A 21188-nucleotide genomic window follows, 5' to 3' on the forward strand; every position below is an offset into this window, starting at 1 on the left:
CTCACCCGCACTGCCCCACGAACCCGCACGCCGTGCAGAACTCGCACCCATCCCGGTGGATCAGCGTCGAGTTGCCGCACTCGGGGCACTTCTTGCCGGCCATCGCGACGATGCCGCCGGCCTCCGACGCCGAGCGCGCCACCGCGCCCGCCTTGCCCGCTTTTCCCGGCTTCAGCGGCGCCTGCTCCATCAGCCCCATGTCGACGAGCGGATAGCCGTTCTCGTCGAGCACGCCCAGCATCGCGTAACGGTGGATCACCAGCCGCGCGACGTAGGCCACCGTCGACGGCCACACCTGCTGTCTGCGCTCGCCCGACAGCGTCGGCACCGGCGCCATGAAGTGGCCGAGCGGCTCGCCCACGTTCAGCAGCTTGCGCAGCTTCATGCCGATCCATCCCGGGTCGAGCACGCGCATGTCCAGCGACAGCAGCCGCGCCAATCCATCCAGCGCCTTCGGATAGTTCCCCGAGAACCCCATCGCGCACGGCCGCGTGACGCTGCCACCGTCGGGCGTGGGCAGGCTGACCTCCTTCAGCGTCAGCGTGAACAGCTCGCCGGTGGCCGGGTTGTCGACGTCGACCGCCCACGCGAGCGTCCCGGCCGTGCCGGTGCGCGGCTCCTCGCGCGAGAACATCGCGTCGAGCACCGGCGTCGGGCCGCCTTCCTGGAGCGCGCCGAGCTGCTCGCAGCGCCAGCGGATCACCGCCGCCGTCGCCGCCACCACGCCCGGGAACAGGCGCGGCTCACCGAGCGGCGGCATCGGCATCTCGAAGGCGCGCTCCTCGGCGACGGTGGCCAGCGCGTCGAGCTTCAGACGCAGCCATGCGGCGTCGTTGGCGCGCAGGTCCATCGACAAGGTCTTGGCCATCGCGCCGAGGCCGCGCGGCTGCTCCGCGCCGTTGACCCAGACCTCGAAGGGCAGCGTGCGGCCGAACAGGCCCGCGTCGGGCCCCTCCGCCGGCAGCTCGCCGACGAACAGCGCGAAGTCGCCATGCGGGTGGCGGATCATCGTCGACCACGCCGGATTGCCGCCCGGCATCTCGGGCCGGCTCGGCCAGCGCAGCGAGGCCAGCACCGGCTTGGGCAGGCGCTCGACGCGCAGGCGCTGGTTGGGCCCGGTGTCCGCCTTGAGCGGCTCGGGCTTGGCGATCGGCTCGACGCTCAGCACCGCGCCGAGCACGCTGTTGGGCCGGTAGGTCGCGAGGCCCTTCAGGCCGCTCTGCCAGGCCCAGCGGTAGAGGTCCTGGAAGTCGGCGTAGGGATAGTCCGCCGGCACGTTGACCGTCTTGGAGATCGAGGTGTCGATGCACGGCGCGACGGCCGCGACCATCGATTCGTGATCGGCGGCCTGCAGCTCGAGCGCGGTGACGAAGGCGTCGGTCAGCGGCGCGTCGGGGCCGTGGAGATGGCGGTAGAGCCGCCAGGCATGGTCCTCGACGGCGTACTCCTTGAAGCTGTTGTCCGGCATCCGCTTCTTGCGGGTGTAGCTCCAGGAGAACGCGGGCTCGATGCCGTTGCTCGCGTTGTCGGCGAAGGCCAGCGAGATGGTGCCGGTCGGCGCGATCGACAGCAGGTGCGAGTTGCGCAGGCCCTGCGCGCGGATCTTGTCCTTCAGCCACGGCGGCAGCCGCGAGGCGAAGCTGCCGCCCGAGAGATAGAGATCCGCGTTGAACAGCGGGAAGGCGCCGCGCTCGAGCGCGAGGTCGGAGGAGGCCTCGTAGGCGGCGTCGCGCATGACCTCGCTGATGCGGCGCGCCATCGCGCGGGCGGGCTCGCCGTCGTAGCGCAGGCCGAGCATCACCAGCGCATCGCCGAGCCCGGTGAAGCCCAGGCCGACGCGGCGCTTGTTGGCGGCCTCGCGGGCCTGCTGGGGCAGGGGCCACGGCGTCACGTCGAGCACGTTGTCGAGCATGCGGGTGGCGACCTTGCAGACCTCGGTGAACTCGGCCTCGTCGAAGGCGGCCTTCGACGTGAAGGCGTCCTTCACGAAGATCGCCAGATTGATCGAGCCCAGACAGCAGCAGCCGTAGGAAGGGAGGGGTTGCTCGGCGCAGTTGTGGACCATCAGGCCGTTCGCGTCGAAGGCATGAACATGCTCGACGGTCACGTCGTAGACGGGCTCGACGCCATCGGCCTCGATGGATGCGACGGTCGCGACGAAGCGCTCGCGATTGAGGCGCCGCTTCTGGCCCGCAAGGCGGTCGGCCAGGCGCCTCGCCTTGCCCGTGTCCGAGAAGCCGATGCGATCGGCGAAGCGTTGGAGGTTGTCGAGAGCGATCACCAGATCGTGAATCGCTTGATGCGGATAGTCCCGCTTCCCGCCGCGCCCGTCGGGAAACTCACGGACGCCCGCCTCTCGCCGATTGGCGTAGATGGTGCTGGCGATGCCGAATCGCAGCAGCATCCGCTGCACGGCTTGCAGGGTGGCAAGGTCGACCTGCGTCAAACGTACGCTGACGCCCTTCTCCTGCGTGCCCTGGACCGAGCCATCCGCATCGAAGAGGCCTTGCAGCAGTCCGGCCTGGAAGTCGGACGACGCGCGTTCCATTGAGGGCGTGATCGCCTTGCCTCCAACGCCGCGGCGCATGCCAAGTTGCAGTGCGAGATCCCTAAGGGATGCGGACGCCAACCGCATCTCCCCAACGGATGCAATCGGACGTTGCCATCCGCGGAAGTCCGCGCGATGGGGCAAGGTGGCAATTGCCTTCGAGATCGCCGCCACGATTCCTTCTGCTGAATGCGAAACCGGGACGCCATTCGCGGCCACTCGCAGTTCGGGGGCCCATACGGAGAGCACGGCTTTCTCGTTCTTGAGATGCCCATCGCCCAACAGCGCGCCAATGAGATATCCCTCCTCTGCCGTATGGGCCCCTGGCCATCCAACAAACGATCGGTGCTCGTGCAGCACGACTTCATCTCCGGGCTGCAAGGCTCCCGCGGCGACCCAGTCCGTCTCGGTCAAGTAGCGCGTGCGCTTCAGCACTCTCCTCACCAGGTGGTTCGCCGTCAGCCGCAGCGCGTGGCCCTCGCGGGTCTTGAGCGCCAGCACCGGCTTCGTCCCGGTCGGGAAGAAGCCCGCCGATTCCGTCCGATACGCCTTCCCATCGACCACCGCCAGGAACGGCGTCCCGATCAGGTCCGCCACCTGCCGCGGCCCGTCCCCTGTCAGCACCCATGTCTCCGCGGTCACGCACGGATTCGTCGCGCTGATCGACTCGCAGTAGTGCAGGTTGTTGTCCGCGTTGATCCGGTCCAGGAACAGCACCCCCGGCTCCGCGTGGTCGTAGGTGGAGCGCATGACCTGGTCCCACAGCTTGCGCGCCCGCATCCTCCGGTACACCCACAGCCCGTCCGCCCGCTGCGTCGCGCCCGCCGCGCGCAGCTTCGGCCCCGGCGCCGCCTTGTGCACCAGCTCGATGTCCGCATCCGCCTCCACCGCCTCCATGAACGCGTCCGTCACGCCCACCGAGATGTTGAAGTTCTTCAGGTCCCCCTGGTCCTTCGCGTGGATGAACTCCTCGATGTCCGGGTGATCGCACCGCAGCACGCCCATCTGCGCGCCGCGCCGCGAGCCCGCCGACTCCACCGTCTCGCAGCTGCGGTCGAACACCCGCATGTAGCTCACCGGCCCCGACGCGTTCGACTGCGTCGACTTCACGTACGCGCCCTTGGGACGGATCCTCGAGAAGTCGTATCCCACCCCGCCGCCGCGCCGCATCGTCTCCGCCGCCTCCGTCAGCGCCGTGTAGATGCCGGGATACCCGTCCTCCTCCTCGGCGATCGCGTCGCCCACCGGCTGCACGAAGCAGTTGATCAGCGTCGCCGACAAGGCCGTCCCCGCCGCCGAGGCGATCCGCCCCGCCGGCACGAAACCGCGCCGCTGCGCCTCCAGGAAGCGCTGCTCCCAGTGCGCGCGCTGCTCCGGCGACTCCGCCGCCGCCAGCGCCCGCGCCACCCGCGCCCGCACTTCCTCCAGCGAGCGCTCGCCATCCTTCGCGTATTTCTCCAGCAGCACCTCGGCGCTGATGTCCTGAGGCGGCAGGCTCTCGGCGCTCGCCTGCGCGGACAAGGCCGCCGGGGCCGGGTTCTGAGGAACGGTCTGCTGGCTCATGCGGGTCTCCATCGAACGACGCGGCCCATCCTAGTCCCGCCCCGTCCGCCCCGCCGTCCCTCATCCACGCATCCGTCATCGCGCCTTCGACGCCGCGTCACCGAACCGTGACCCGCGTGTCCTCCCGTAAGCGCGCCCTGGAGGCGCGGACACGGTTTGATGCGTCTTCACCGCCTTCTCCGCTGGTTAGCCCCCATGGGATGGTCGGATATCGACCGTTATTCTTTGGTGATATGACTCCCGAGAAGGTCTTGCGATCCAGTCCCGGCACCCTGGGCGACTTGGAACAAGGCTGCGCCGATGCCCGCCGTCTCATCCTCGACGGCCAGTTCGACGCGGCCCGCTCGCGCCTGGACGAGCTGCGCAAGCAGCATGGCGACGACCACGCGCCGGTGCAGGAGGCCTTCAGCGCCCTCGCCGAAGCCCATGGCGACTTCGGCATCGCCCTCGCCCACTTCAAGCGCTTCCATGCGCTGGCCGTCCAGGCCGGCGCGTCGTCGCCGCTGGCGTCGCGCGATCAATTGCTGGCGCGGCTCGTCGAGCGCCAGCAGCAGAACGCCCCCGACATGACCTGGTGCCTCGTCGCGCTGGCCGCGGCGCGCGCGCCCGCCGGCGCGCTGCCGCACATGCTGCGCCAGCAGTGCCGCGCGCAGGACGTGCTCGCGCTCGGCCAGGGCGAGGCCATGCTGATGCTGCTGCATGACGTGGACCTGCCCACCGGCCGCAAGGTCTGCGAGCGCTTCCGCGCCGTGTGGATGCAGCAGCAGCCCGCCGCCGGTCCGCTCAGCATGGGCCTGACCGCCTGGCGCGGCGCCGGCGACACCGGCAGCGGCCTGCTCGGCCGCGCCGAACACGCGCTCGCGCGCAGCCAGCGCGAGGGCGCCCCGCTGCGCACCGGCTGACCGTCCGCGCGACGCGGACGGCCCCTCACCGTCTTCCGCCGGAACCGGCGGTCAGAACGGGTTGATCGTCTTCTCGCGCCGGTAGTGGATGTAGCCGACGCTCGCCCCCGCGCGCAGGCCCACGCCCAGCCGGATCGGCGCCAGCGTGATGCCGTCGGCGCGCTGATAGTTGATGCCCGCGCCGCCGATGTAGTACAGGCTGCCGTCCACGCCCGGGAAGCGGCGGTAGATCGCGCTCGCCTTGGGCAGCTTGTAGACCAGCGTGAACACCTTGGACGCGTTGGCGCCCAGGTCGAAGCCGACCGACGGCCCCGCCCAGTACACCTTGGCCTCGCCGCCGCGCTTCATCAGCAGCTCGCCATCGCCGTAACGCAGGCCCACCGTGATCGCCCCGCCGGCCTCCTGGCCCTTGATGTAGGCATTCGGGCGGCCCTGCTCCTTGAAGGCCTTCTCGATCACCTTGGCCAGGCCCTCGGTGGTCTCGCCGAAGAAATCGGTCGCCGCCTTCACCACCGAATCCTGGTCGTAGGTGTCGTCCTCGCTCTCGGCGGCCAGCGCCGGCAGCGCCGCCAGCCCCGGCGGCAGGATCAGGCCGGCGGCGGCATAGCGCCCCAGCCATCCCAGCGCCTCGCGCCGCGCCAGCGCCGCCGGGTCGTTCAGGTCCAGCGGACCCGCGGTCTCATCCGAAATGTCGTGCCGATTCATGCGTCTCTCCGGGTAAGTCAGGATGGCGTCAGGCACTCGCTGGCCCGCGCGGCTTGCCGACGGGCAGGCAAACGGGATGCCCGCTCTACGAACTCGATGGATGCTACCCGCCGGCGTGACAAACGGCGTGCGCATCGCGTCAGGGCCCCGATACACTCCGCCTCACGCCGTCGAGAGGGACTCCATTTCCACACAAGAAGGAGCGGCGGTGCATGCAAACAGCAGTCGTGACAAGAGTGCATCAAGGAGGACATGCAGTGAGCAGTGACCTGCCCCGTCTGGCCCGCGCGCTGGAATACCTGGACATGGCGTCCGCGCTCTACCTGGCCGGAGGCGCGGATCATTCCGCGCAGCTGCTGGCCGCCGCCGGTGAACGCCTGCTTGGCGACCTCGCCCGCCTGATCCAGTCGCCCGAGCATGGGCACGAGGTCCAGCAGCTGCTGGCCCGCCTGACGCAGCAGCACGTGCCGGCGCAGGTGCCCGAGGTCGCGGGCCACAACCAGTCGCGGCAGCTGCAGGCGATGCTCTCCCGCCAGGAGACGCCTGAATCGAGCGAGCTGCGCCAGGCCACGTCCGCGCTGCTGCGCGCGTCCTGGTACCTGCTGGAAACGATGGGCCTGGAACCGCTGGCGCCCTCGCGTTTGCACCAGGCCATCGAGAAGAGCACGATCTACGCCGAGCTCTGAACCCCGAGCCCTCCACTTCCCATCCGCGCCATGACCGAGGAACGCCGCCATTTCTCCCGCATCGCGTTCGCCGGCCCGGCGCAACTGGTGACGGTCGACCAGCGACTGCCGGTGCAGGTGCTGGACCTGTCGCTCAAGGGCGCGCTGCTGCTGCTGCCGGAAGCGTCCGACGTCGAGCCCGGCGCGCTGTGCCTGCTCGACCTGCCGCTCGCGCCGCATGACGGCCACATCACGATGGCGGCCCAGCTCGCCCATGTCGGCGACGGCCGCGCCGGGCTGCTGTGCCTGGGCATCGACATCGAGAGCATCACCCACCTGCGCCGCGTCATCGAGCTGAACCTCGGCGACGCGTCGCTGGCCGAGCGCGATCTCAAGGCGCTCGCGGCGTCCTGACGGACGAAGACAAGCGGGACTTCGCCGGCACTCGCTCCTTCTTACACCCTCGCCCCCGCGGGGAGAGGGAGTGGGGGGCTCGTGCCACAGCGCTGCTGCCCTTCGAAACACCCCCTCTCCCCTGCCCTCTCCCCCCTCGCGGGGGGCGAGGGAGTTCTTGCGCAGACCGCGGTTCACTCGGCGATGAACTTCCTCAGCACCGCGAAGGCGGCGGCGGGATCGTCGCGCCACGCGCCGTGGCCCACGCCGGGAAAGCGCGCCAGCTGACGCCACTGCGCGGGCAGCGCGTCGTGGATCTCCAGCGCGTCCTCGAGCGGGCACACCGGATCCTCCTCACCGACCATCACCAGCACCGGGCACTGCGCCTTCTCCAGGCCGCGGAGCAGGCCGAGGTCCTGCTTCTCGCCGCTGACGAAGTGCAGCAGGATGTCCAGGTTCACCAGCGTGCGGCCGCCCGCCTCGGGATCGGCCGCCGGCTGCGTGTTGTAGAGGTGGCGCACGCCCGCCCAGTAGGCCTCGAAGGTCTCGCGCGACGGACGGCTCCAGAAGGCCTCGGCCAGCGCGCGCGCCGCGGGACCGCCGCGGCGCTCGAAGGCCGCCAGCTTGCGGTCCAGGCCCATGTGGTGCGAGGTGCTCGAGAGGATCACCTTGGACGCATGCCCCGGATGGCGCGCGATGTAGCGCTGCGCGACGAAGCCGCCGAAGGACTGGCCCAGCACGATGGGCTTGTCGATGCCCAGCGCATCGCACAGGCGCACGATGTCGTCGGCCCAGGTGTCCAGCGTCCATTCCGAGGCCGGACGCGGATCGCTGCGGCCGTGGCCGCGGTGGTCGTAGTAGACGATCTGCGCCAGGTCGGCCAGCGCGCTGAATGCCGGCTTGAACGCCGCGTGGTCGAAGCCCGGCCCGCCATGCATGCAGATCAGCGTCGGCTTCTCGCGCATCCGCGCCCCGTCGGGCACCAGGCCCGCGCCCTCGACGTCCACGAAGAGACGCGCACCGTTTCCGATATGGATCTTCATGGGGCGCGAGTATCGCCTGCGGCGCCCGGTCCCTCGCGGAGCGGACTCGTCCCGCCCTGGACGGCTTCGTCGCAGCCCCATGGCGGCGCCCGGACGCCGCGGCCAGAATGCCGTCCATGTCCGATGCGCCCCCCTTCCCGCCCGCCGCCGAGCCGCGCCGCTCCGCGCGCGACGCAGCGCTGCAGCTCTTCAACCTGCGGATGATCGCGGCGGCCTTCTACTTCTGCCTGGCGATGGCCGGCGCGCGCTCCCTGACCTGGCTCACCCAGGACGACACCGTCGGCAGCTGGCTGCTGGAGTGGATCCGCTTCACGCGCCAGACGCTGCTGACCGCGCTGAGCGTGCTGGCCGCGCTGGCGCTGGCCGAGGCGCTGCTGGCGCGCACCCGCATGCGCTGGCCGGTGGCCGTGCGCGCGGTCGCGATCGCGCTGGGCGCCGCCCTGGGCACGCTGCTGCGCTACAAGGTCGCGAACCTGGGCTCCGAGGACCATGAGCCGCTGAGCTGGACCTGGCTGACGTCCACGACCGGGCTGTGGCTGGTGCTGGGCGGCTTCTTCGCCGCGCTGCTGCACGGCCTGCGCGAGGAACGCAGCGCCCAGGCCCGCCTGGCCGAGCTGTCCCGCCAGCACGACCGCCTGCAGGCGCAGCAGCTGGAGGCGCAGTTCTCGGCGCTGAACGCGCAGATCGAGCCGCACTTCCTGTTCAACACGCTGGCCAACGTGAAGCGCCTGTACGAGACCGCGCCCGAGCGCGGCCGCGACATGATGGGCAGCCTGATCGCCTACCTGCGCGCCGCGCTGCCCAGCATGCGCCAGGGCATGTCGACGCTGGGCCAGGAGCTGGAGCTGGCGCGCAGCTACCTGACCATCCTGCAGATGCGCATGGGCGAGCGGCTGCGCTTCGACATCGAGGCCGACGCCGCGCTGTTCGCGACACCGCTGCCGCCGATGGTGCTGCCGACGCTGGTGGAGAACGCGATCAAGCACGGCCTGTCGCCGCTGCCCGAGGGCGGCCGCATCGACATCTCCGCACGGCGCGAGCCGGACGGCCACGGCCTGCTGCTGGAGGTGCGCGACACCGGCCAGGGCTTCGCCGCCAGCGGCGGCAGCGGCGTCGGGCTGGCCAACACGCGGGCGCGGCTGACGGCGATGTTCGGGTCCAAGGCCTGGCTGGAACTCGAGGCCGCCGAACCGCGCGGCGTGATCGCGCGGGTGCGCGTGCCGCTGACCGGCGCGGCGCGCGGCGCGGCCGCGGCCACCGCCGGGGCGCTGCCATGAGCGCGCGCGGCGCTGGCGCGCACCTCTGGGCGGCGTGGCGCTCGCTGCGCCGCGAGGAGCTGTCCTGGTTCCTGCTGATCGGCGTCTTCTACGGGCTGGTGGATGCGCCGTCGATCTTCTATGTGATGGACGACGCGCGCTGGCCGTCGGCGCTGGCCAACCAGATGCTGACGCCGCTGCTGGTGGCGCTGGTGATCCTGCTGACCTGGCTGCCGGCCACGCGCAGCGGACTGCGCGGCGGCTGGCGGATCGCGGCGCTGGCGCTCGCGGTGTTGGGCGGCGCGGTGCTGGCCAAGCTGCTGTACGACCAGTTGATGCCGATGCTGCATCTGCCGTCGATCGCCGACCTGGCGCGCAGCCGCAAGGGCGAGCATCCGTTCCGGCCGATCCAGTGGGTGAACTTCATCGGCGAGTGCCTGTCGATCTGCGTCACGGCCAGCCTGTCGGTCGCCTGGTACGAGATGGCGGTGCAACGCCGCCGCACGCGGCTGCGGCTGGAGACGCTGCTGCGCGAGCAGAGCGCGATGACGCGCGAGGCCGCGGCCTCGCGGCTGGCGGCGCTGCAGGCCCAGGTGGAGCCGCAGTTCCTGTTCGACACGCTGGTGGACATCGAGCGCGCCTACGACGCCGGGGACGGCGCGGCGCCCGACCAGATGGAACGGCTGATCCGTCATCTGCGCGTGGCGCTGCCGCGCTTGCGCGAGCGCGGCGTGACGCTGGAATCCGAAGCCGCGCTGCTGGACAGCTATCTCGCGGTGGTGGCCGGCCGTCAGCGCGGCGTGTTGCCGCTGGCGACCGAGTGGTCCGCCTGGCTGGCCGCGCGGCCGGTGCCGCCGATGCTGCTGCTGCCGCTGGCGCAGCTGATGCTGCGCGACGCCGCGCGGCTGCCGACGCAGGCGCGGCTGAGCGCGCAGGAGTTCGCCGGCGGCGGACTGCGGCTGCGGCTGTCCTTCGATCGCGGCGGCCTGTGCGGCGAGGAGACCGCGCTGCGGGCGCTCGGCGAGCGGCTCGAGCGCCTGGACCGCGCGCCGGACGCGGCGCCGCCGCGGCTGCGCTGCCGCAGCAATGCCGAGGACACTGAATTCACGTTGGAGCTGCCCGCATGAGCCTGTCCCCCACCGCCGTCGTCGCCGAGGACGAGGAGACGCTGCGTCACGAGCTCGTCGAGCGCCTGTCGCAGCTGTGGCCCGAACTGACCGTGGTCGGCGAGGCCGCCGATGGCGTGCAGGCGCTGCGCCTGCTGCACGAGACCCGGCCCGATGTGCTGTTCCTGGACATCCAGATGCCGGGCGCGACCGGGCTGGAGGTCGCGCGCCAGGTGCAGGGGCGCTCGCATGTCGTGTTCGTCACGGCGTATGACCAGTACGCGGTGTCGGCCTTCGACGAAGGGGCCGTCGACTACCTGCTCAAGCCGCTCGAGCCGGCCCGGCTGTTCACCGCGATCCAGCGGGTGAAACAGCGGCTGGCGGGGCCGCCGGCGGATCTGAGCGCGGTGCTCAGCCAGCTGGGCGCGCAGGCGGCGCACTCGCCGCAGCGACAGTTCCTGCGCTGGATCAACGCGTCGGTGGGGCAGACGCTGAAGCTGATCACGGTCGATGAGGTGCTGTACTTCCAGTCCGACAACAAGTACACCCGCGTCGCCACGCGCCAGGGCGAGGCGCTGATCAGGAAGCCGCTGAAGGAACTGGTGGAGGAGCTGGATCCGCAGCAGTTCTGGCAGATCCACCGCTCGACGCTGGTCAACGCGGCGGCGGTGGCGGGCGTCAGCCGCGACTTCCGCGGGCGCATGCAGGTCAAGCTCAAGGAGAGCGAGGACGCGCTGATCGTCGCGGAAAGCTATACCCACCTGTTCCGGCAGATGTGAATCGGGGACTCCTCAACACCCCGCCAGTGTTGAAGACTGCGCGCTGCCGGCACGAACTCCCTCGCCCCCCGCGAGGGGGGAGAGGGAAGGGGAGAGGGGGTGCTTCGAAGGGCAGCGGCGGTGTGGCACGAGCCCCCTCTCCCCTCCCTCTCCCCGCTGGGGCGAGGGGGTAAGAAGGAGCGAGTGCCGCTGGGGCGAGGGGGTAAGAAGGAGCGAGTGCCGCGGGGGCGAGGGGGTAAGAAGGAGCGAGTGCCGCCGGGGCGAGGGCCAGCGGCCGTCGCCGTGCTGTGGACCTGTCGCGTACATGACCGCGGGGCCAAACCGCCGCTCCCACAATCGCCGGCATACGACGGGAGACACGCCATGGCCCAGGAAGCCACCGACCAGACCCACTACCGCATCTGCCCGCTGTGCGAAGCCGCCTGCGGCCTCGAGATCCGCACCCGCGCCACCGGCAGCGGCCGCACGATCGTGTCGATCCGCGGCGACGACGCGGACCCGTTCAGCCATGGCTACCTGTGCCCCAAGGGCGTCGCGCTGAAGGACCTCCACGAGGACCCCGACCGCCTGCGCCAGCCGATGCGCCGCCGCGCCGACCGCTCGGGCTTCGAGCCCATCACCTGGGACGAGGCCTTCGCCGAGGTCGCCCGCCGTCTCCCCCCGCTGCGCGAGCGCCATGGCCCCGACACCGTCGCGCTGTCCATCGGCAATCCCGCCTCGCACAAGATCGGCCTGTTCAGCTACTTCCCGCATCTGGCGCGGGCGCTGGGCACGCGCAACCTGTTCTCGGCCTCGACGCTGGACCAGATGCCCAAGCAGCTCGCCTGCGGCCTGATGTACGGCCACTGGCTGAGCGTGCCGGTCCCCGACCTGCCCCGCACCGACCTGTTCATCTGCCTGGGCGCCAACCCGATGGTCAGCAACGGCTCGCTGTGGACCAGCCCCGACTACCGCGGCAAGGCCAAGGCGATGCGCGCCCGCGGCGGCCGCATCGTCGTCATCGATCCGCGCCGCACCGAGACCGCCCAGGCCGCCGATGAACACCTGCCCATCCGCCCCGGCGGCGACGTGTTCCTGCTGCTGGGCCTGCTGCACACCATCTTCGACGAGGGCCACGAGCGCCTCGGCCCCCTGGCCGCCCACGTCGAGGGCCTGGACGCGCTGCGCGCCGCCGCGGCCGGCTTCCCGCCCGAGCGCGGCGCCGCGCATTGCGGCATTCCCGCCGAGGCCCAGCGGCGCCTGGCGCGCGAGTTCGCGACCACGCCCAAGGCCGTGCTCTACGGCCGCTTCGGCACCTGCACGCAGCGCTTCGGTTCGCTGAACAGCTGGCTGATCGACGCGCTGAACATCGTCACCGGCCACTTCGACGTCGAAGGCGGCCTGATGTTCCCCAAGGCCGCCGCCTTCGCCGCCAACACGATGGGCAGGCCCGGCCAGGGCAAGGGCGTGTCGACCGGCCGGCGCCACAGCCGTGTCGGCAAGGCGCCGGAGGTGATGGGCGAGTTCCCCATCAGCTGCCTCGCCGAGGAAATCGAGACCCCGGGCGAGGGCCAGGTCCACGCGTTGATCACGGTCGCCAGCAACCCGGTGCTGTCGGCGCCCAATGGCGCCCGCCTCGCCCGCGCGCTCGACCAGCTGGACTTCATGGTCAGCCTGGACCCGTACATCAACGAGACCAGCCGCCATGCCGACCTGATCCTGCCGCCGCCCTCGCCGCTCGAGGACTGGCATTACGACATGGTGTTCGCGCAGCTGTCGTGGCGCAATCACGCGCGCTGGTCGGGCCCGGTGATGCCGGCGGATCCGGACGCGGGCGACGCGCCTCGCGCCGAATGGCAGACGCTGCTGCGCCTGGCCGCGATCGCCGCGGGCCAGCCCGCCGGCGCGGACCTGCAGGCGATCGACGACGCGGCGCTGCGCGCCGAACTCAAGCGCTCGGCGGGCGATCACGCCGACGCCGTCTTCGCGATGCTCGAGGGCGGCGCCGGGCCGGCGCGCTGGCTCGATCTCGCGCTGCGTTCCGGCCCCTATGGCGACGGCTTCGGCGCGAAGCCGGACGGCCTCACGCTGGCCAAGGTGAAGGCCGCGCCGCACGGCATCGACCTCGGCGAGCTGCAGCCGCGGATTCCCGAAGTGCTGCGCACGCCCTCGGGCCGCATCGAGCTGGCGCCGCAGGCGCTGCTGGCCGACCTGGCGCATGCCGACACCGCGCTGCGCCATCCGACCGGCGACGAGCTGCTGCTGATCGGCCGCCGCGAGACCCGCAGCAACAACAGCTGGATGCACAACCTGCCGGTGCTCGCGAAGGGCCGCGAGCGCTGCACGCTGCTGGTCCATCCCGAGGATGCGGCGCGCGCCGGCCTCGCGGACGGCGGTACCGCGCGGCTGAGCAACGCGCGCGGCAGCCTGCTCGCGCAGATCGCCATCACGGCGGACATGCGGCCCGGCGTGGTCAGCCTGCCGCATGGGTGGGGCCACGACCTGGCGGGCAGCCAGCTCACCGTGGCCGCCCGCCACCCCGGCGTCAACATGAACCTGCTGCTCGATGACGAGGCGCGCGATCCCATCTCCGGCACCTCGGTGCTGAGCGGGATCCCGGTGCGGCTGAGCGCCGCGGAGGCCTAGCGGCGCCGCGGCACCAACGCCTCATCACCGCCGCATCACCGCCGCATCGGGTCGAGCTCCAGCAGGCTGCGCGGCCCGTCACCGGCCGGCGCCGGCGGGAAGCGCCCCGCGAGCATCCCGCTGACCAGTTCGAGGTGATGCATCACCTCCCACTGCTTGCTGAGCGCGCGCGAGGGCGTCGAGCCGTCGATCAGGCTGGTGAGGTAGCGCCGCGCCGCCTCGGTGGGACCGAAGCAGGCATCCTTGCGGTCGAGCGCCGCGTGGAACGCATGCAGCGCGTAGCGGAAACGCGCGTCGGCGCCGGCGCCCTCCGCGAGCTTGCCGTTCATGAAGTGCTCGAGCCAGACCGCCCCGCCCGCGGCCTGCGGCCGCAGGAAGCTGAGCCGGAACGCCACCGAGCGCGAAGGCAGCTCGGGCGCCTCGGGCCGCGAGGGCAGCGTCGTGTAGTCGGAGAACCCGGCCAGCCCCTCCTCGCGGAAAGTCGCGGGCCGGTCGGTGAACAGGTGCCGCTCGCTGGCCCGCAGGTCCTGGCTCTCCGGCAGGCGCCGGTTCTCGACCCACACGCAGCCGGCGCCGTTCAGCGCGGCGCGCGCCAGCGGCGCCGGCTCGGCGTCCTTGAAGAACACGCGCCGCACCTGCACACCGGCCAGCAGCGCCATCACGTCGGGCAGCGGTGGCGCGTCGCGGCCCACCACCAGGCCCATCGGCCGGCCGCCGAAGAGCTGCACGAAGCGCCGCACCACGTCGGGCGTCAGCGCCGGCCCCAGCATCAGCGTCGGATGGATCCACTGGCGCCGCGGCAGCGACGTGAACAGCTGCCGGCCCCATTCGAGCGTCTGCGCCGGGCGCAGCAGTTCGAAGTCCTGCCGCACCGGGTTGACCACCAGCCAGGTCTGCAGCCGGTGCGCCTCGCAGGCCTCGAGCGTGTGCCGCAACGAGGTCGCCGCCTGGCGCACCGGCTCCAGCACCGGCTGCACTTGTCCTTCCGATCCCAGCAAGGCCGCGAGGTGCCGCAGGGCCAGCACCTCCTTCTGTTTGCCATGGAGATAGGGGTAATACATCGTCTCCGCCTCCGCAGTGTCGATTGAGGGAGGCGGGATGATGGAGAGCGATGGTCGATCCGTCAGCAGCGATCGCCTTCATGTGTGAGGCGCGTCAAAGGATCCGCAAAAAAGGCTGAAAGCGCCGAGTTGACTTCGCACCGATCCGCGCGCTCGCCCACACTGATGCGCCCCTTTTCCGGGCCCTGTGCGGCCAATGAAAAAGGGGACCGCGATGCGGTCCCCTTCGAGGAGGAATGGCCCGGGCCGGCGCGCGCTTACTGGTCGCTCCTGGGCTTGCTCTGCTGCGGCGCCTGGCCCATGGCGGCGAGTTCGGCCTCGCTGATGATCTCCATCGCGCGCACAACCTTCTGCACGCCGCGCACGCCACGCGCGATGTCGGTGGCGCGGGCGGCCTCGCGTTCGGTCACGCGGCCCATGATGTAGACGTTGCCGCGTTCGACCACCACGTAGAACGCATTCGAGATCAGGTCCTTCGCATCGACCAGGCTGGCCTTGACCTTGGCCGCGATGGCGACGTCGTTGGCGCGGCTGGACAGCGAGCTCAGCATGCCGACGCCCACTTCGTTGAGCACGCTGTTGACGTTCTCGACGCCCTGCGCGATGCGCTCGACGCTGGCGCGGTCCTCGTCGTTGCGGGTCTCGCCGGTCAGCAGCACCATGCGGTTGTAGCTGTTGACGTTGATGTGCACGCGGTCGCCGAGCTGCTCGCGGATGCGGTTGCCGGTCTTGAGCTCGATGCCCTGGTCTTCGAGCTGCGTGCCGGAGGTGCGGCGGTCGGTCGCGACCAGCGCGCCGCCCACCGCCGCGCCGCCGACGATCAGCGGCACGCACGCGGTCTGCAGCAGCGCGCCGCCCAGCGCGGCGGCCAGGATCACGAGGCGGGTGCGGGAAGTCCAGCGGGTCTTGGTCATCATCGGGAAGTCCTTCATGGTCTGAAGTGGAGGCCGCGGAAGGTCACCGCGGCGCAGCCGCGGGCGTCATTCGCTCGCGCCGAGGAGTTGGAGGTCGATCGCGTCGCCCAGGCAGTGGGTGAGCAGCCGGTGCGCCTCGGCCACGCGCGCGAAGCGGCTGTGCGGCACGCGCAGCTGCACGTCGGTGTCGAGCAGCGTGGCGCGCCAGTCGTCGTCCTGCGTGCCGCTGAGGACGATGACGCTCATCTCCTGGCCATGCGCGACCTGCAGCAACGCGGCGGCGGCGCCGCTGGCCTGGGCCTCGAACAGCAGCAGCAGGTCGCCGGGATGGCCGAAGGTCTGGATCTGGCGCATCAGCGCGGAGGCCGGGTCGGCATAGCCCTGGGCTTGGGCGTCGAGCGCGATCGCGGCGAGGCCGGGACGTTCCTGTTCGAAACGGCCGGACAGCAGCGAGGCCATGTAGGTCGCGTCGGCGTGGGAGGGTCCGAGCCCGGCGGTCAGCACGCGGCCGCCGGCGGTGAGCGCGTCCACCATCATCTGCGCCGCGACCGCGAGCGGGCGCGAAAGCCCCTCGGCGACCTGGTACAGCAGGTCCGCGCTCTCGAAGAATTGTTGTTGTATGCGTTGTTCCAACATGAGCGCGGATGATAAAGGCTGCTGCACGGCCATCGCCGCTGGCCGTTGCCAACCTCAATGCCCGGCCGGCACGTCGAACGCGCCTTGCAGCCACTCGATGCGATCCCCATCGATGGCCACGACGTCGAACCGGCAAGGCGGCAGCACCCGCTGCGTGCGCAGGAAACATTCCGCCGCGAAGATCACCTTCCGTTGCTTGGCCCGCGTCACGCTCGCCGCCGCGCCGCCATGCGCGTCGTGTTCCCTCGAGCGCACCTCCACGAACACCAGCGTCCCGTCCGGCGCCCGCAGGATCAGATCGACCTCCCCGCCCCGGGCCGACGGCCCGCGCGCGACCCGATAATTGCGCGCCACCAGCCGCAGCCCCTGCCGCCCGAGGTAGTCCAGGGCGCGCTGCTCGGCGCCGGCGCCTCGTGCCAGCGCCTGCGCGCCGTCCCGTCCGATGGAGAGTTTCTTGAACATTCCGACGTCCCCGTCCGCCTCGCTGACTGCCGCCGCCGCGGCCGCGGCCGGGCATCAGCAGTATCCGGCCGGCACGCTCTACGTCGTCGCGACCCCGATCGGCAATCTCGCCGACCTCAGCCTGCGCGCGATCCACCTGCTCGGCCTGGTCGACGCGGTCGCCTGCGAGGACACGCGCGTCAGCGCGCAACTGCTGCGCTGGCTCGGCCTGCACAAGCCCCTGGTCGCGCTCCACCAGCACAACGAACAGCAGGGCGCCGAAGGCCTGGTGACGCGGCTGTTGAATGGCGAACGCATCGCCTACGTCAGCGACGCCGGCACGCCGGCGATCTCCGATCCCGGCGCGATCCTGGTCGCCGCCGCCGCGAAGGCCGGCGTGCGCGTCGTGCCGCTGCCCGGCGCAAGCAGCGCCGCGGCGGCGCTCAGCGTCGCCGGCGACACGCGCGCGCAGGGATTCCGCTTCATCGGCTTCCTGCCCACCAAGGCCTCGGAGCGCCGCGCCGCGCTTCAAGCGCTGACCGGCGCGCCCCACAGCCAGGTGCTGTTCGAGGCGCCCCATCGCATCCAGGAATTGATCGCGCTGCTGGCCGAGCTCGCCCCGGCGCAGACGCTGACGGTGTGCCGCGAGGTCACGAAGCAGTTCGAGACGATCCACACCGCCCCCTGCGCGACGCTGCCCGCGTGGATGGCCGAGGACAAGCAGCGCGAGCGCGGCGAGTTCGTGCTGGTGCTGCACGCCGCCGAGGCGCCGTCCGGCGCCGAGGGACTGCCCGACGAGGCGCTGCGCACGCTGCGGGTGCTCGTGCGCGACCTGCCGCTGAAGCAGGCGGCGGCACTGGCGGCCGAGTTGACCGGCGAATCGCGCAAGGCGCTGTATCAGCAGGCGCTGGACTGGAAGCAGGATTCAGCCGCCGGCGGCGAAGACGCCACGGACGGCGAGGATCGCTGACCATCTCGAACCCGATGCGGTGTTGAGCCCCGAACGACGAACGCCCCGAGGGGCGTTCGTTCATTCAGCGCGGATGTTCAGCGCGGATCACTTGCCGCCGGCGGTGCGCTTGTTGTGCTTCGCGCGGCGGATGTCGGCACTGGCGACATCCTGTTCCTTCTGCAGCTTGCGGCGCTCCTGGGCGGTGACCACGCCATCGGACTTGGCCTTGGCCTCGGTCTTGTCGACGCGGGCCTGCTCCTTCTCCAGGCGCTGGGTTTCCTTGGCCGTCAGCTGGCCGGAGGCGGCGCCGTTGGCGATGCGCTGCTGCTGGTTGGCCTCGCGCTGATCGACGCGCGGCGTGGCGGTCGAGGGCGCGGCGGCCGGGGTCTGGGCGAAGGCGGAGACCGCCATCAGGCTGGACACGAGGGCGATCGACAGGGACAGGCGCTTCATGGAGGTTCTCCTTGGGAGGGTTGGGGCGGTTTGTTTGCCGCTGGGGAGACAACGAATGTCGAACCGGACACGGCGACCGGGTGGCGGTAAAGATCGGTGAAGCGATTGCTACCGCCGGTCACCGCCCCCGGCGCCCGCTGGAAAAGACCGCGGTCCCCCTGCCAGGCCCAGGGTCGCGATGCGCTGCCTACAATCGCCCGATGATTTCGCGCGAACCCACCCTCGCCCGCCTGGTCACCGCCCGTGCCCAGCTGCTCGAACCCTTCGGCCTGACCGACGCCTCGCTGTCGCAGGCGCTGCGGCTGATCACCGAGCACCGCGTCGACGACGCCGACCTCTACTTCCAGACCACCCGCGCGGAGGGCTGGAGCCTGGAGGAAGGCATCGTCAAGAGCGGCAGCTTCTCGATCGACCAGGGCGTGGGCGTGCGCGCCGTCGCCGGCGAGAAGACGGCCTTCGCGTATTCGGACGACATCTCCGAGGCCGCGCTGCTCGACGCCGCGCGCACGGTGCGCGCGATCGCGTCGGCCGGGCAGAGCAGGCGGGTCAAGGTGCCGGCCGAGCCGGTGGTCTCCGGCAGCCGCGCGCTGTATGGCGACGCCGACCCGATCGCCAGCCTGGACAGCACCCAGAAGGTCGCGCTGCTGGAGCGCGCCGAACGCATGGCCCGCGCCAAGGACCCGCGCATCGCGCAGGTGATGGCCGGCCTGGCCGCCGAGCACGAGGTGGTGCTGATCGCGCGCGCCGACGGCACGCTGGCCGCCGACGTGCGCCCGCTGGTGCGCCTGTCCATCACCGTCATCGCCGAGAGCAACGGCCGCCGCGAGGTGGGCTCGGGCGGCGGCGGCGGCCGCTTCGGCCTGGCCTATTTCACCGACGAGATGATCGCGTCCTACGTCGAGCAGGCGGTGGGCGCGGCGCTGACCAACCTCGAGTCGCGTCCGGCCCCGGCCGGCGAGATGACCGTCGTGCTCGGCCCGGGCTGGCCCGGCGTGCTGCTGCACGAAGCCGTCGGCCACGGCCTGGAGGGCGACTTCAACCGCAAGGGCTCGTCGACCTTCTCCGGCCGCATCGGCGAGCGCGTCGCCGCCAAGGGCGTCACGGTGCTGGACGACGGCACCATCCCCGACCGCCGCGGCTCGCTCAACGTCGACGACGAGGGCTGCGCCTCGCAGCGCAACGTCCTGATCGAGGACGGCATCCTCAAGGGCTACATCCAGGACGCGATGAACGCGCGCCTGATGAAGGTCGCGCCCACCGGCAACGGCCGCCGCGAAAGCTACGCCCACGTGCCGATGCCGCGCATGACCAACACCTACATGCTGGGCGGCGACAAGGATCCGAAGGAGATCATCGCCAGCATCGACAAGGGCCTGTACGCAACCAACTTCGGCGGCGGGCAGGTCGACATCACCTCCGGCAAGTTCGTGTTCTCCGCCAGCGAGGCCTTCTGGGTCGAGAAGGGCAGGATCCTGTACCCGGTCAAGGGCGCGACCATCATCGGCAACGGCCCGGACGCGATGACGCGCGTCAGCATGATCGGCAACGACATGCAGCTCGACACCGGCGTGGGCGTGTGCGGCAAGGAAGGCCAGAGCGTCCCGGTGGGCGTCGGCCAGCCGACGCTGCGCATCGATGGCCTGACCGTCGGCGGCACGGCCTGACCCCATGGAAACCGGCGAGGCCCGTGATTCCGCGAAGGCTCGCTTGTCCGATGCCGTCGCGCGACACCCGCGTCGGTTCCCTCGCGGCGCTTGACGCGCCGCGACCCGCGCAGGCACTATTGCTCCTTATGCGTTCCGCACCGAAGTTCTACTTTGCTTATTTTTGGTTCTCGCACCGCCCCGGCGGAGGAGAGGCGAACGCATAAGCAAGCGTGCCAAGAATCCTCAAGAAACCGCCGGGCCCACAAGCCCGGCGGTTTTTTTTTGGCCGGGGCCCGAGCAGCACCACCACCAGCCCACAACGAAAGCGTGATCCCCATGAATGCCAAGTCGACCCCTTATCCCAGCGCTCAACAGGCGGAGCGCTGGTATTCGCCGCAGGACAAGACCTCCCAGACCGACGACGAACGCATCCTGGACATCACGCCCTTGCCGCCTCCTGAACACCTCATCCGCTTCTTCCCGATCCGTGGCACGGCCATGGAGCAACTGGTCGTCGGCACGCGCCAGCGCATCCGCGACATCATGCAGCGCAAGGACGACCGGCTGCTGGTGATCATCGGCCCCTGCTCGATCCACGACCCGGTCGCGGCGCTCGAGTACGCCAAGCGCCTGACCACGCTGCGGGAGCGGCACGCCGACACGCTCGAGGTCGTGATGCGCGTCTACTTCGAGAAGCCGCGCACGACGGTGGGCTGGAAGGGCCTGATCAACGATCCCTACCTCGACGAGAGCTACCGCATCGACGAGGGCCTGCGCATCGCGCGCCAGCTGCTGCTGGAGATCAACCGCCTGGGCATGCCGGCGGGTTCCGAGTTCCTGGACGTGATCTCGCCGCAGTACATCGGCGACCTGATCAGCTGGGGCGCGATCGGCGCGCGCACCACCGAGAGCCAGGTCCACCGCGAACTGGCTTCCGGCCTGTCGGCGCCGATCGGCTTCAAGAACGGCACCGACGGCAACATCAAGATCGCGACCGACGCAATCCAGGCCGCGGCGCGGCCGCACCACTTCCTGTCGGTGCACAAGAACGGCCAGGTCGCGATCGTCGAGACCAAGGGCAACCGCGACTGCCACGTGATCCTGCGCGGCGGCAAGGCGCCCAACTACGACGCCGACAGCGTGGCCGCCGCCTGCGCCGACCTGGAGGCCTCGAAGCTGGACACGCGGCTGATGGTGGACTGCTCGCACGCGAACAGCAGCAAGAAGCACGAGCGCCAGCTGGACGTGGCGCGCGACATCGCGGCGCAGATCCGCGGCGGCAGCACCCGCATCTTCGGTGTGATGGTGGAGAGCCACCTCAAGGGCGGCGCGCAGAAGTTCAGCCCGGGCAAGGACGATCCGTCGCAGCTCGAGTACGGCAAGAGCATCACCGATGCCTGCCTGGCCTGGGACGATTCGATCGAGGTGCTGGACGTGCTGAGCGAAGCGGTCCGCGCAGCCCGCGCGGAGACCGTCGCCCGCTGAGCTCGCTCACCCCTT

18 protein-coding genes are annotated in these 21188 nt (G+C 70.9%); 10 read left to right on the top strand and 8 right to left on the bottom strand.

Annotated features, from left to right (window positions below; genetic code table 11):
* Position 1: 1 nt before the first annotated feature.
* Positions 2–4111 carry a ribonucleotide reductase barrel domain-containing protein gene (locus tag ACEN96_RS24765; RefSeq protein ID WP_495585677.1) on the bottom strand — a complete coding sequence of 1370 codons (4110 nt, stop codon included), beginning with the start codon at positions 4109–4111 and terminating at the stop codon, positions 2–4.
* 251 nt (positions 4112–4362) lie between these two features.
* Here ACEN96_RS24765 and ACEN96_RS24770 point away from each other — a divergent pair, with 251 nt between their 5' ends.
* A complete protein-coding gene (locus tag ACEN96_RS24770) occupies positions 4363–5013 on the top strand; it encodes a hypothetical protein (RefSeq protein ID WP_495585678.1) in 651 nt (216 codons plus the stop codon).
* 51 nt (positions 5014–5064) lie between these two features.
* Here the strand turns inward: ACEN96_RS24770 and ACEN96_RS24775 are convergent, their stop codons facing one another.
* Positions 5065–5718 carry a DUF1134 domain-containing protein gene (locus tag ACEN96_RS24775; RefSeq protein WP_495585679.1) on the bottom strand — a complete coding sequence of 218 codons (654 nt, stop codon included), beginning with the start codon at positions 5716–5718 and terminating at the stop codon, positions 5065–5067.
* 257 nt (positions 5719–5975) lie between these two features.
* Between ACEN96_RS24775 and ACEN96_RS24780 the strand changes: the two genes are divergently transcribed.
* Both ACEN96_RS24780 and ACEN96_RS24785 read left to right on the top strand, forming a co-directional pair.
* Positions 5976–6404 carry a hypothetical protein gene (locus ACEN96_RS24780; RefSeq protein ID WP_343639835.1) on the top strand — a complete coding sequence of 143 codons (429 nt, stop codon included), beginning with the start codon at positions 5976–5978 and terminating at the stop codon, positions 6402–6404.
* A gap of 30 nt (positions 6405–6434) precedes the next feature.
* Positions 6435–6797, top strand: a complete 363-nt coding sequence (locus ACEN96_RS24785; RefSeq protein WP_495585680.1) for a PilZ domain-containing protein — start codon at positions 6435–6437, stop codon at positions 6795–6797.
* A 173-nt stretch (positions 6798–6970) separates the two neighbouring features.
* On the opposite strand, the gene ACEN96_RS24790 is transcribed toward ACEN96_RS24785, so the two are convergent.
* Positions 6971–7819 (bottom strand): alpha/beta fold hydrolase, encoded by an 849-nt coding sequence (locus ACEN96_RS24790; protein ID WP_495585681.1) that lies wholly within the window; start codon positions 7817–7819, stop codon positions 6971–6973.
* Between the two features lie 116 nt (positions 7820–7935).
* Between ACEN96_RS24790 and ACEN96_RS24795 the strand changes: the two genes are divergently transcribed.
* The 4 genes from ACEN96_RS24795 (at position 7936) to ACEN96_RS24810 (ending at position 13585) form a co-directional block, all read left to right on the top strand.
* On the top strand, positions 7936–9096 hold the full coding sequence (locus ACEN96_RS24795; protein ID WP_495585682.1) for a sensor histidine kinase: 1161 nt from the start codon (positions 7936–7938) through the stop codon (positions 9094–9096).
* Positions 9093–10202: a histidine kinase gene (locus ACEN96_RS24800; RefSeq protein ID WP_495585683.1), complete on the top strand. Its 1110-nt coding sequence runs from the start codon at positions 9093–9095 to the stop codon at positions 10200–10202. The genes ACEN96_RS24795 and ACEN96_RS24800 overlap by 4 nt, the downstream gene beginning before the upstream one ends.
* Complete coding sequence (locus tag ACEN96_RS24805; RefSeq protein ID WP_343639826.1) at positions 10199–10960, top strand: LytR/AlgR family response regulator transcription factor; 762 nt, start codon at positions 10199–10201, stop codon at positions 10958–10960. Before ACEN96_RS24800 ends, ACEN96_RS24805 begins: the two co-directional genes overlap by 4 nt.
* Positions 10961–11323: 363 nt before the next feature.
* A complete protein-coding gene (locus ACEN96_RS24810) occupies positions 11324–13585 on the top strand; it encodes a molybdopterin-dependent oxidoreductase (RefSeq protein ID WP_495585684.1) in 2262 nt (753 codons plus the stop codon).
* Between the two features lie 35 nt (positions 13586–13620).
* Here the strand turns inward: ACEN96_RS24810 and ACEN96_RS24815 are convergent, their stop codons facing one another.
* The 4 genes from ACEN96_RS24815 to ACEN96_RS24830 all read right to left on the bottom strand — a co-directional run bounded on the left by ACEN96_RS24815 (position 13621) and on the right by ACEN96_RS24830 (position 16658).
* The gene (locus ACEN96_RS24815; protein ID WP_495585685.1) at positions 13621–14646 is read right to left on the bottom strand and encodes a sce7725 family protein; all 1026 of its coding nucleotides are present in this window, start codon (positions 14644–14646) and stop codon (positions 13621–13623) included.
* A gap of 257 nt (positions 14647–14903) precedes the next feature.
* Entirely contained in the window at positions 14904–15560 is a 657-nt protein-coding gene (locus tag ACEN96_RS24820) for a BON domain-containing protein (RefSeq protein WP_495588681.1), read from the bottom strand.
* A 66-nt stretch (positions 15561–15626) separates the two neighbouring features.
* Complete coding sequence (locus tag ACEN96_RS24825; RefSeq protein ID WP_495585686.1) at positions 15627–16196, bottom strand: SIS domain-containing protein; 570 nt, start codon at positions 16194–16196, stop codon at positions 15627–15629.
* 54 nt (positions 16197–16250) lie between these two features.
* Positions 16251–16658 carry a YraN family protein gene (locus ACEN96_RS24830; protein WP_495585687.1) on the bottom strand — a complete coding sequence of 136 codons (408 nt, stop codon included), beginning with the start codon at positions 16656–16658 and terminating at the stop codon, positions 16251–16253.
* Between ACEN96_RS24830 and rsmI the strand changes: the two genes are divergently transcribed.
* Positions 16657–17607 carry a 16S rRNA (cytidine(1402)-2'-O)-methyltransferase gene (rsmI, locus tag ACEN96_RS24835; protein WP_495588682.1) on the top strand — a complete coding sequence of 317 codons (951 nt, stop codon included), beginning with the start codon at positions 16657–16659 and terminating at the stop codon, positions 17605–17607. The genes ACEN96_RS24830 and rsmI overlap by 2 nt on opposite strands.
* An 87-nt stretch (positions 17608–17694) precedes the next feature.
* On the opposite strand, the gene ACEN96_RS24840 is transcribed toward rsmI, so the two are convergent.
* Complete coding sequence (locus tag ACEN96_RS24840; RefSeq protein WP_495585688.1) at positions 17695–18042, bottom strand: hypothetical protein; 348 nt, start codon at positions 18040–18042, stop codon at positions 17695–17697.
* 200 nt (positions 18043–18242) lie between these two features.
* Here ACEN96_RS24840 and tldD point away from each other — a divergent pair, with 200 nt between their 5' ends.
* Positions 18243–19706 carry a metalloprotease TldD gene (gene tldD, locus ACEN96_RS24845; RefSeq protein WP_495585689.1) on the top strand — a complete coding sequence of 488 codons (1464 nt, stop codon included), beginning with the start codon at positions 18243–18245 and terminating at the stop codon, positions 19704–19706.
* Positions 19707–20024: 318 nt separating this feature from the next.
* Positions 20025–21173, top strand: coding sequence for a 3-deoxy-7-phosphoheptulonate synthase (locus ACEN96_RS24850; RefSeq protein WP_495585690.1), 1149 nt, complete (start codon positions 20025–20027; stop codon positions 21171–21173).
* The last annotated feature ends 15 nt before the right edge of the window (positions 21174–21188 follow it).

The sequence above is a fragment of the Roseateles sp. Mitsp63 genome, assembly GCF_059491535.1.

What these genes read in the sequence shown, in the direction of transcription:
- tldD (WP_495585689.1), top strand. Translation starts at nt 18,243, where the DNA reads ATGATTTCGCGCGAACCCACCCTCGCCCGCCTGGTCACCGCCCGTGCC.
- ACEN96_RS24790 (WP_495585681.1), bottom strand. Translation starts at nt 7,819, where the DNA reads ATGAAGATCCATATCGGAAACGGTGCGCGTCTCTTCGTGGACGTCGAG.
- ACEN96_RS24765 (WP_495585677.1), bottom strand. Translation starts at nt 4,111, where the DNA reads ATGAGCCAGCAGACCGTTCCTCAGAACCCGGCCCCGGCGGCCTTGTCC.
- ACEN96_RS24795 (WP_495585682.1), top strand. Translation starts at nt 7,936, where the DNA reads ATGTCCGATGCGCCCCCCTTCCCGCCCGCCGCCGAGCCGCGCCGCTCC.
- ACEN96_RS24805 (WP_343639826.1), top strand. Translation starts at nt 10,199, where the DNA reads ATGAGCCTGTCCCCCACCGCCGTCGTCGCCGAGGACGAGGAGACGCTG.
- ACEN96_RS24850 (WP_495585690.1), top strand. Translation starts at nt 20,025, where the DNA reads ATGAATGCCAAGTCGACCCCTTATCCCAGCGCTCAACAGGCGGAGCGC.
- ACEN96_RS24825 (WP_495585686.1), bottom strand. Translation starts at nt 16,196, where the DNA reads ATGTTGGAACAACGCATACAACAACAATTCTTCGAGAGCGCGGACCTG.
- ACEN96_RS24800 (WP_495585683.1), top strand. Translation starts at nt 9,093, where the DNA reads ATGAGCGCGCGCGGCGCTGGCGCGCACCTCTGGGCGGCGTGGCGCTCG.
- ACEN96_RS24840 (WP_495585688.1), bottom strand. Translation starts at nt 18,042, where the DNA reads ATGAAGCGCCTGTCCCTGTCGATCGCCCTCGTGTCCAGCCTGATGGCG.
- ACEN96_RS24830 (WP_495585687.1), bottom strand. Translation starts at nt 16,658, where the DNA reads ATGTTCAAGAAACTCTCCATCGGACGGGACGGCGCGCAGGCGCTGGCA.
- ACEN96_RS24815 (WP_495585685.1), bottom strand. Translation starts at nt 14,646, where the DNA reads ATGTATTACCCCTATCTCCATGGCAAACAGAAGGAGGTGCTGGCCCTG.
- ACEN96_RS24810 (WP_495585684.1), top strand. Translation starts at nt 11,324, where the DNA reads ATGGCCCAGGAAGCCACCGACCAGACCCACTACCGCATCTGCCCGCTG.
- ACEN96_RS24775 (WP_495585679.1), bottom strand. Translation starts at nt 5,718, where the DNA reads ATGAATCGGCACGACATTTCGGATGAGACCGCGGGTCCGCTGGACCTG.
- ACEN96_RS24785 (WP_495585680.1), top strand. Translation starts at nt 6,435, where the DNA reads ATGACCGAGGAACGCCGCCATTTCTCCCGCATCGCGTTCGCCGGCCCG.
- ACEN96_RS24820 (WP_495588681.1), bottom strand. Translation starts at nt 15,560, where the DNA reads ATGACCAAGACCCGCTGGACTTCCCGCACCCGCCTCGTGATCCTGGCC.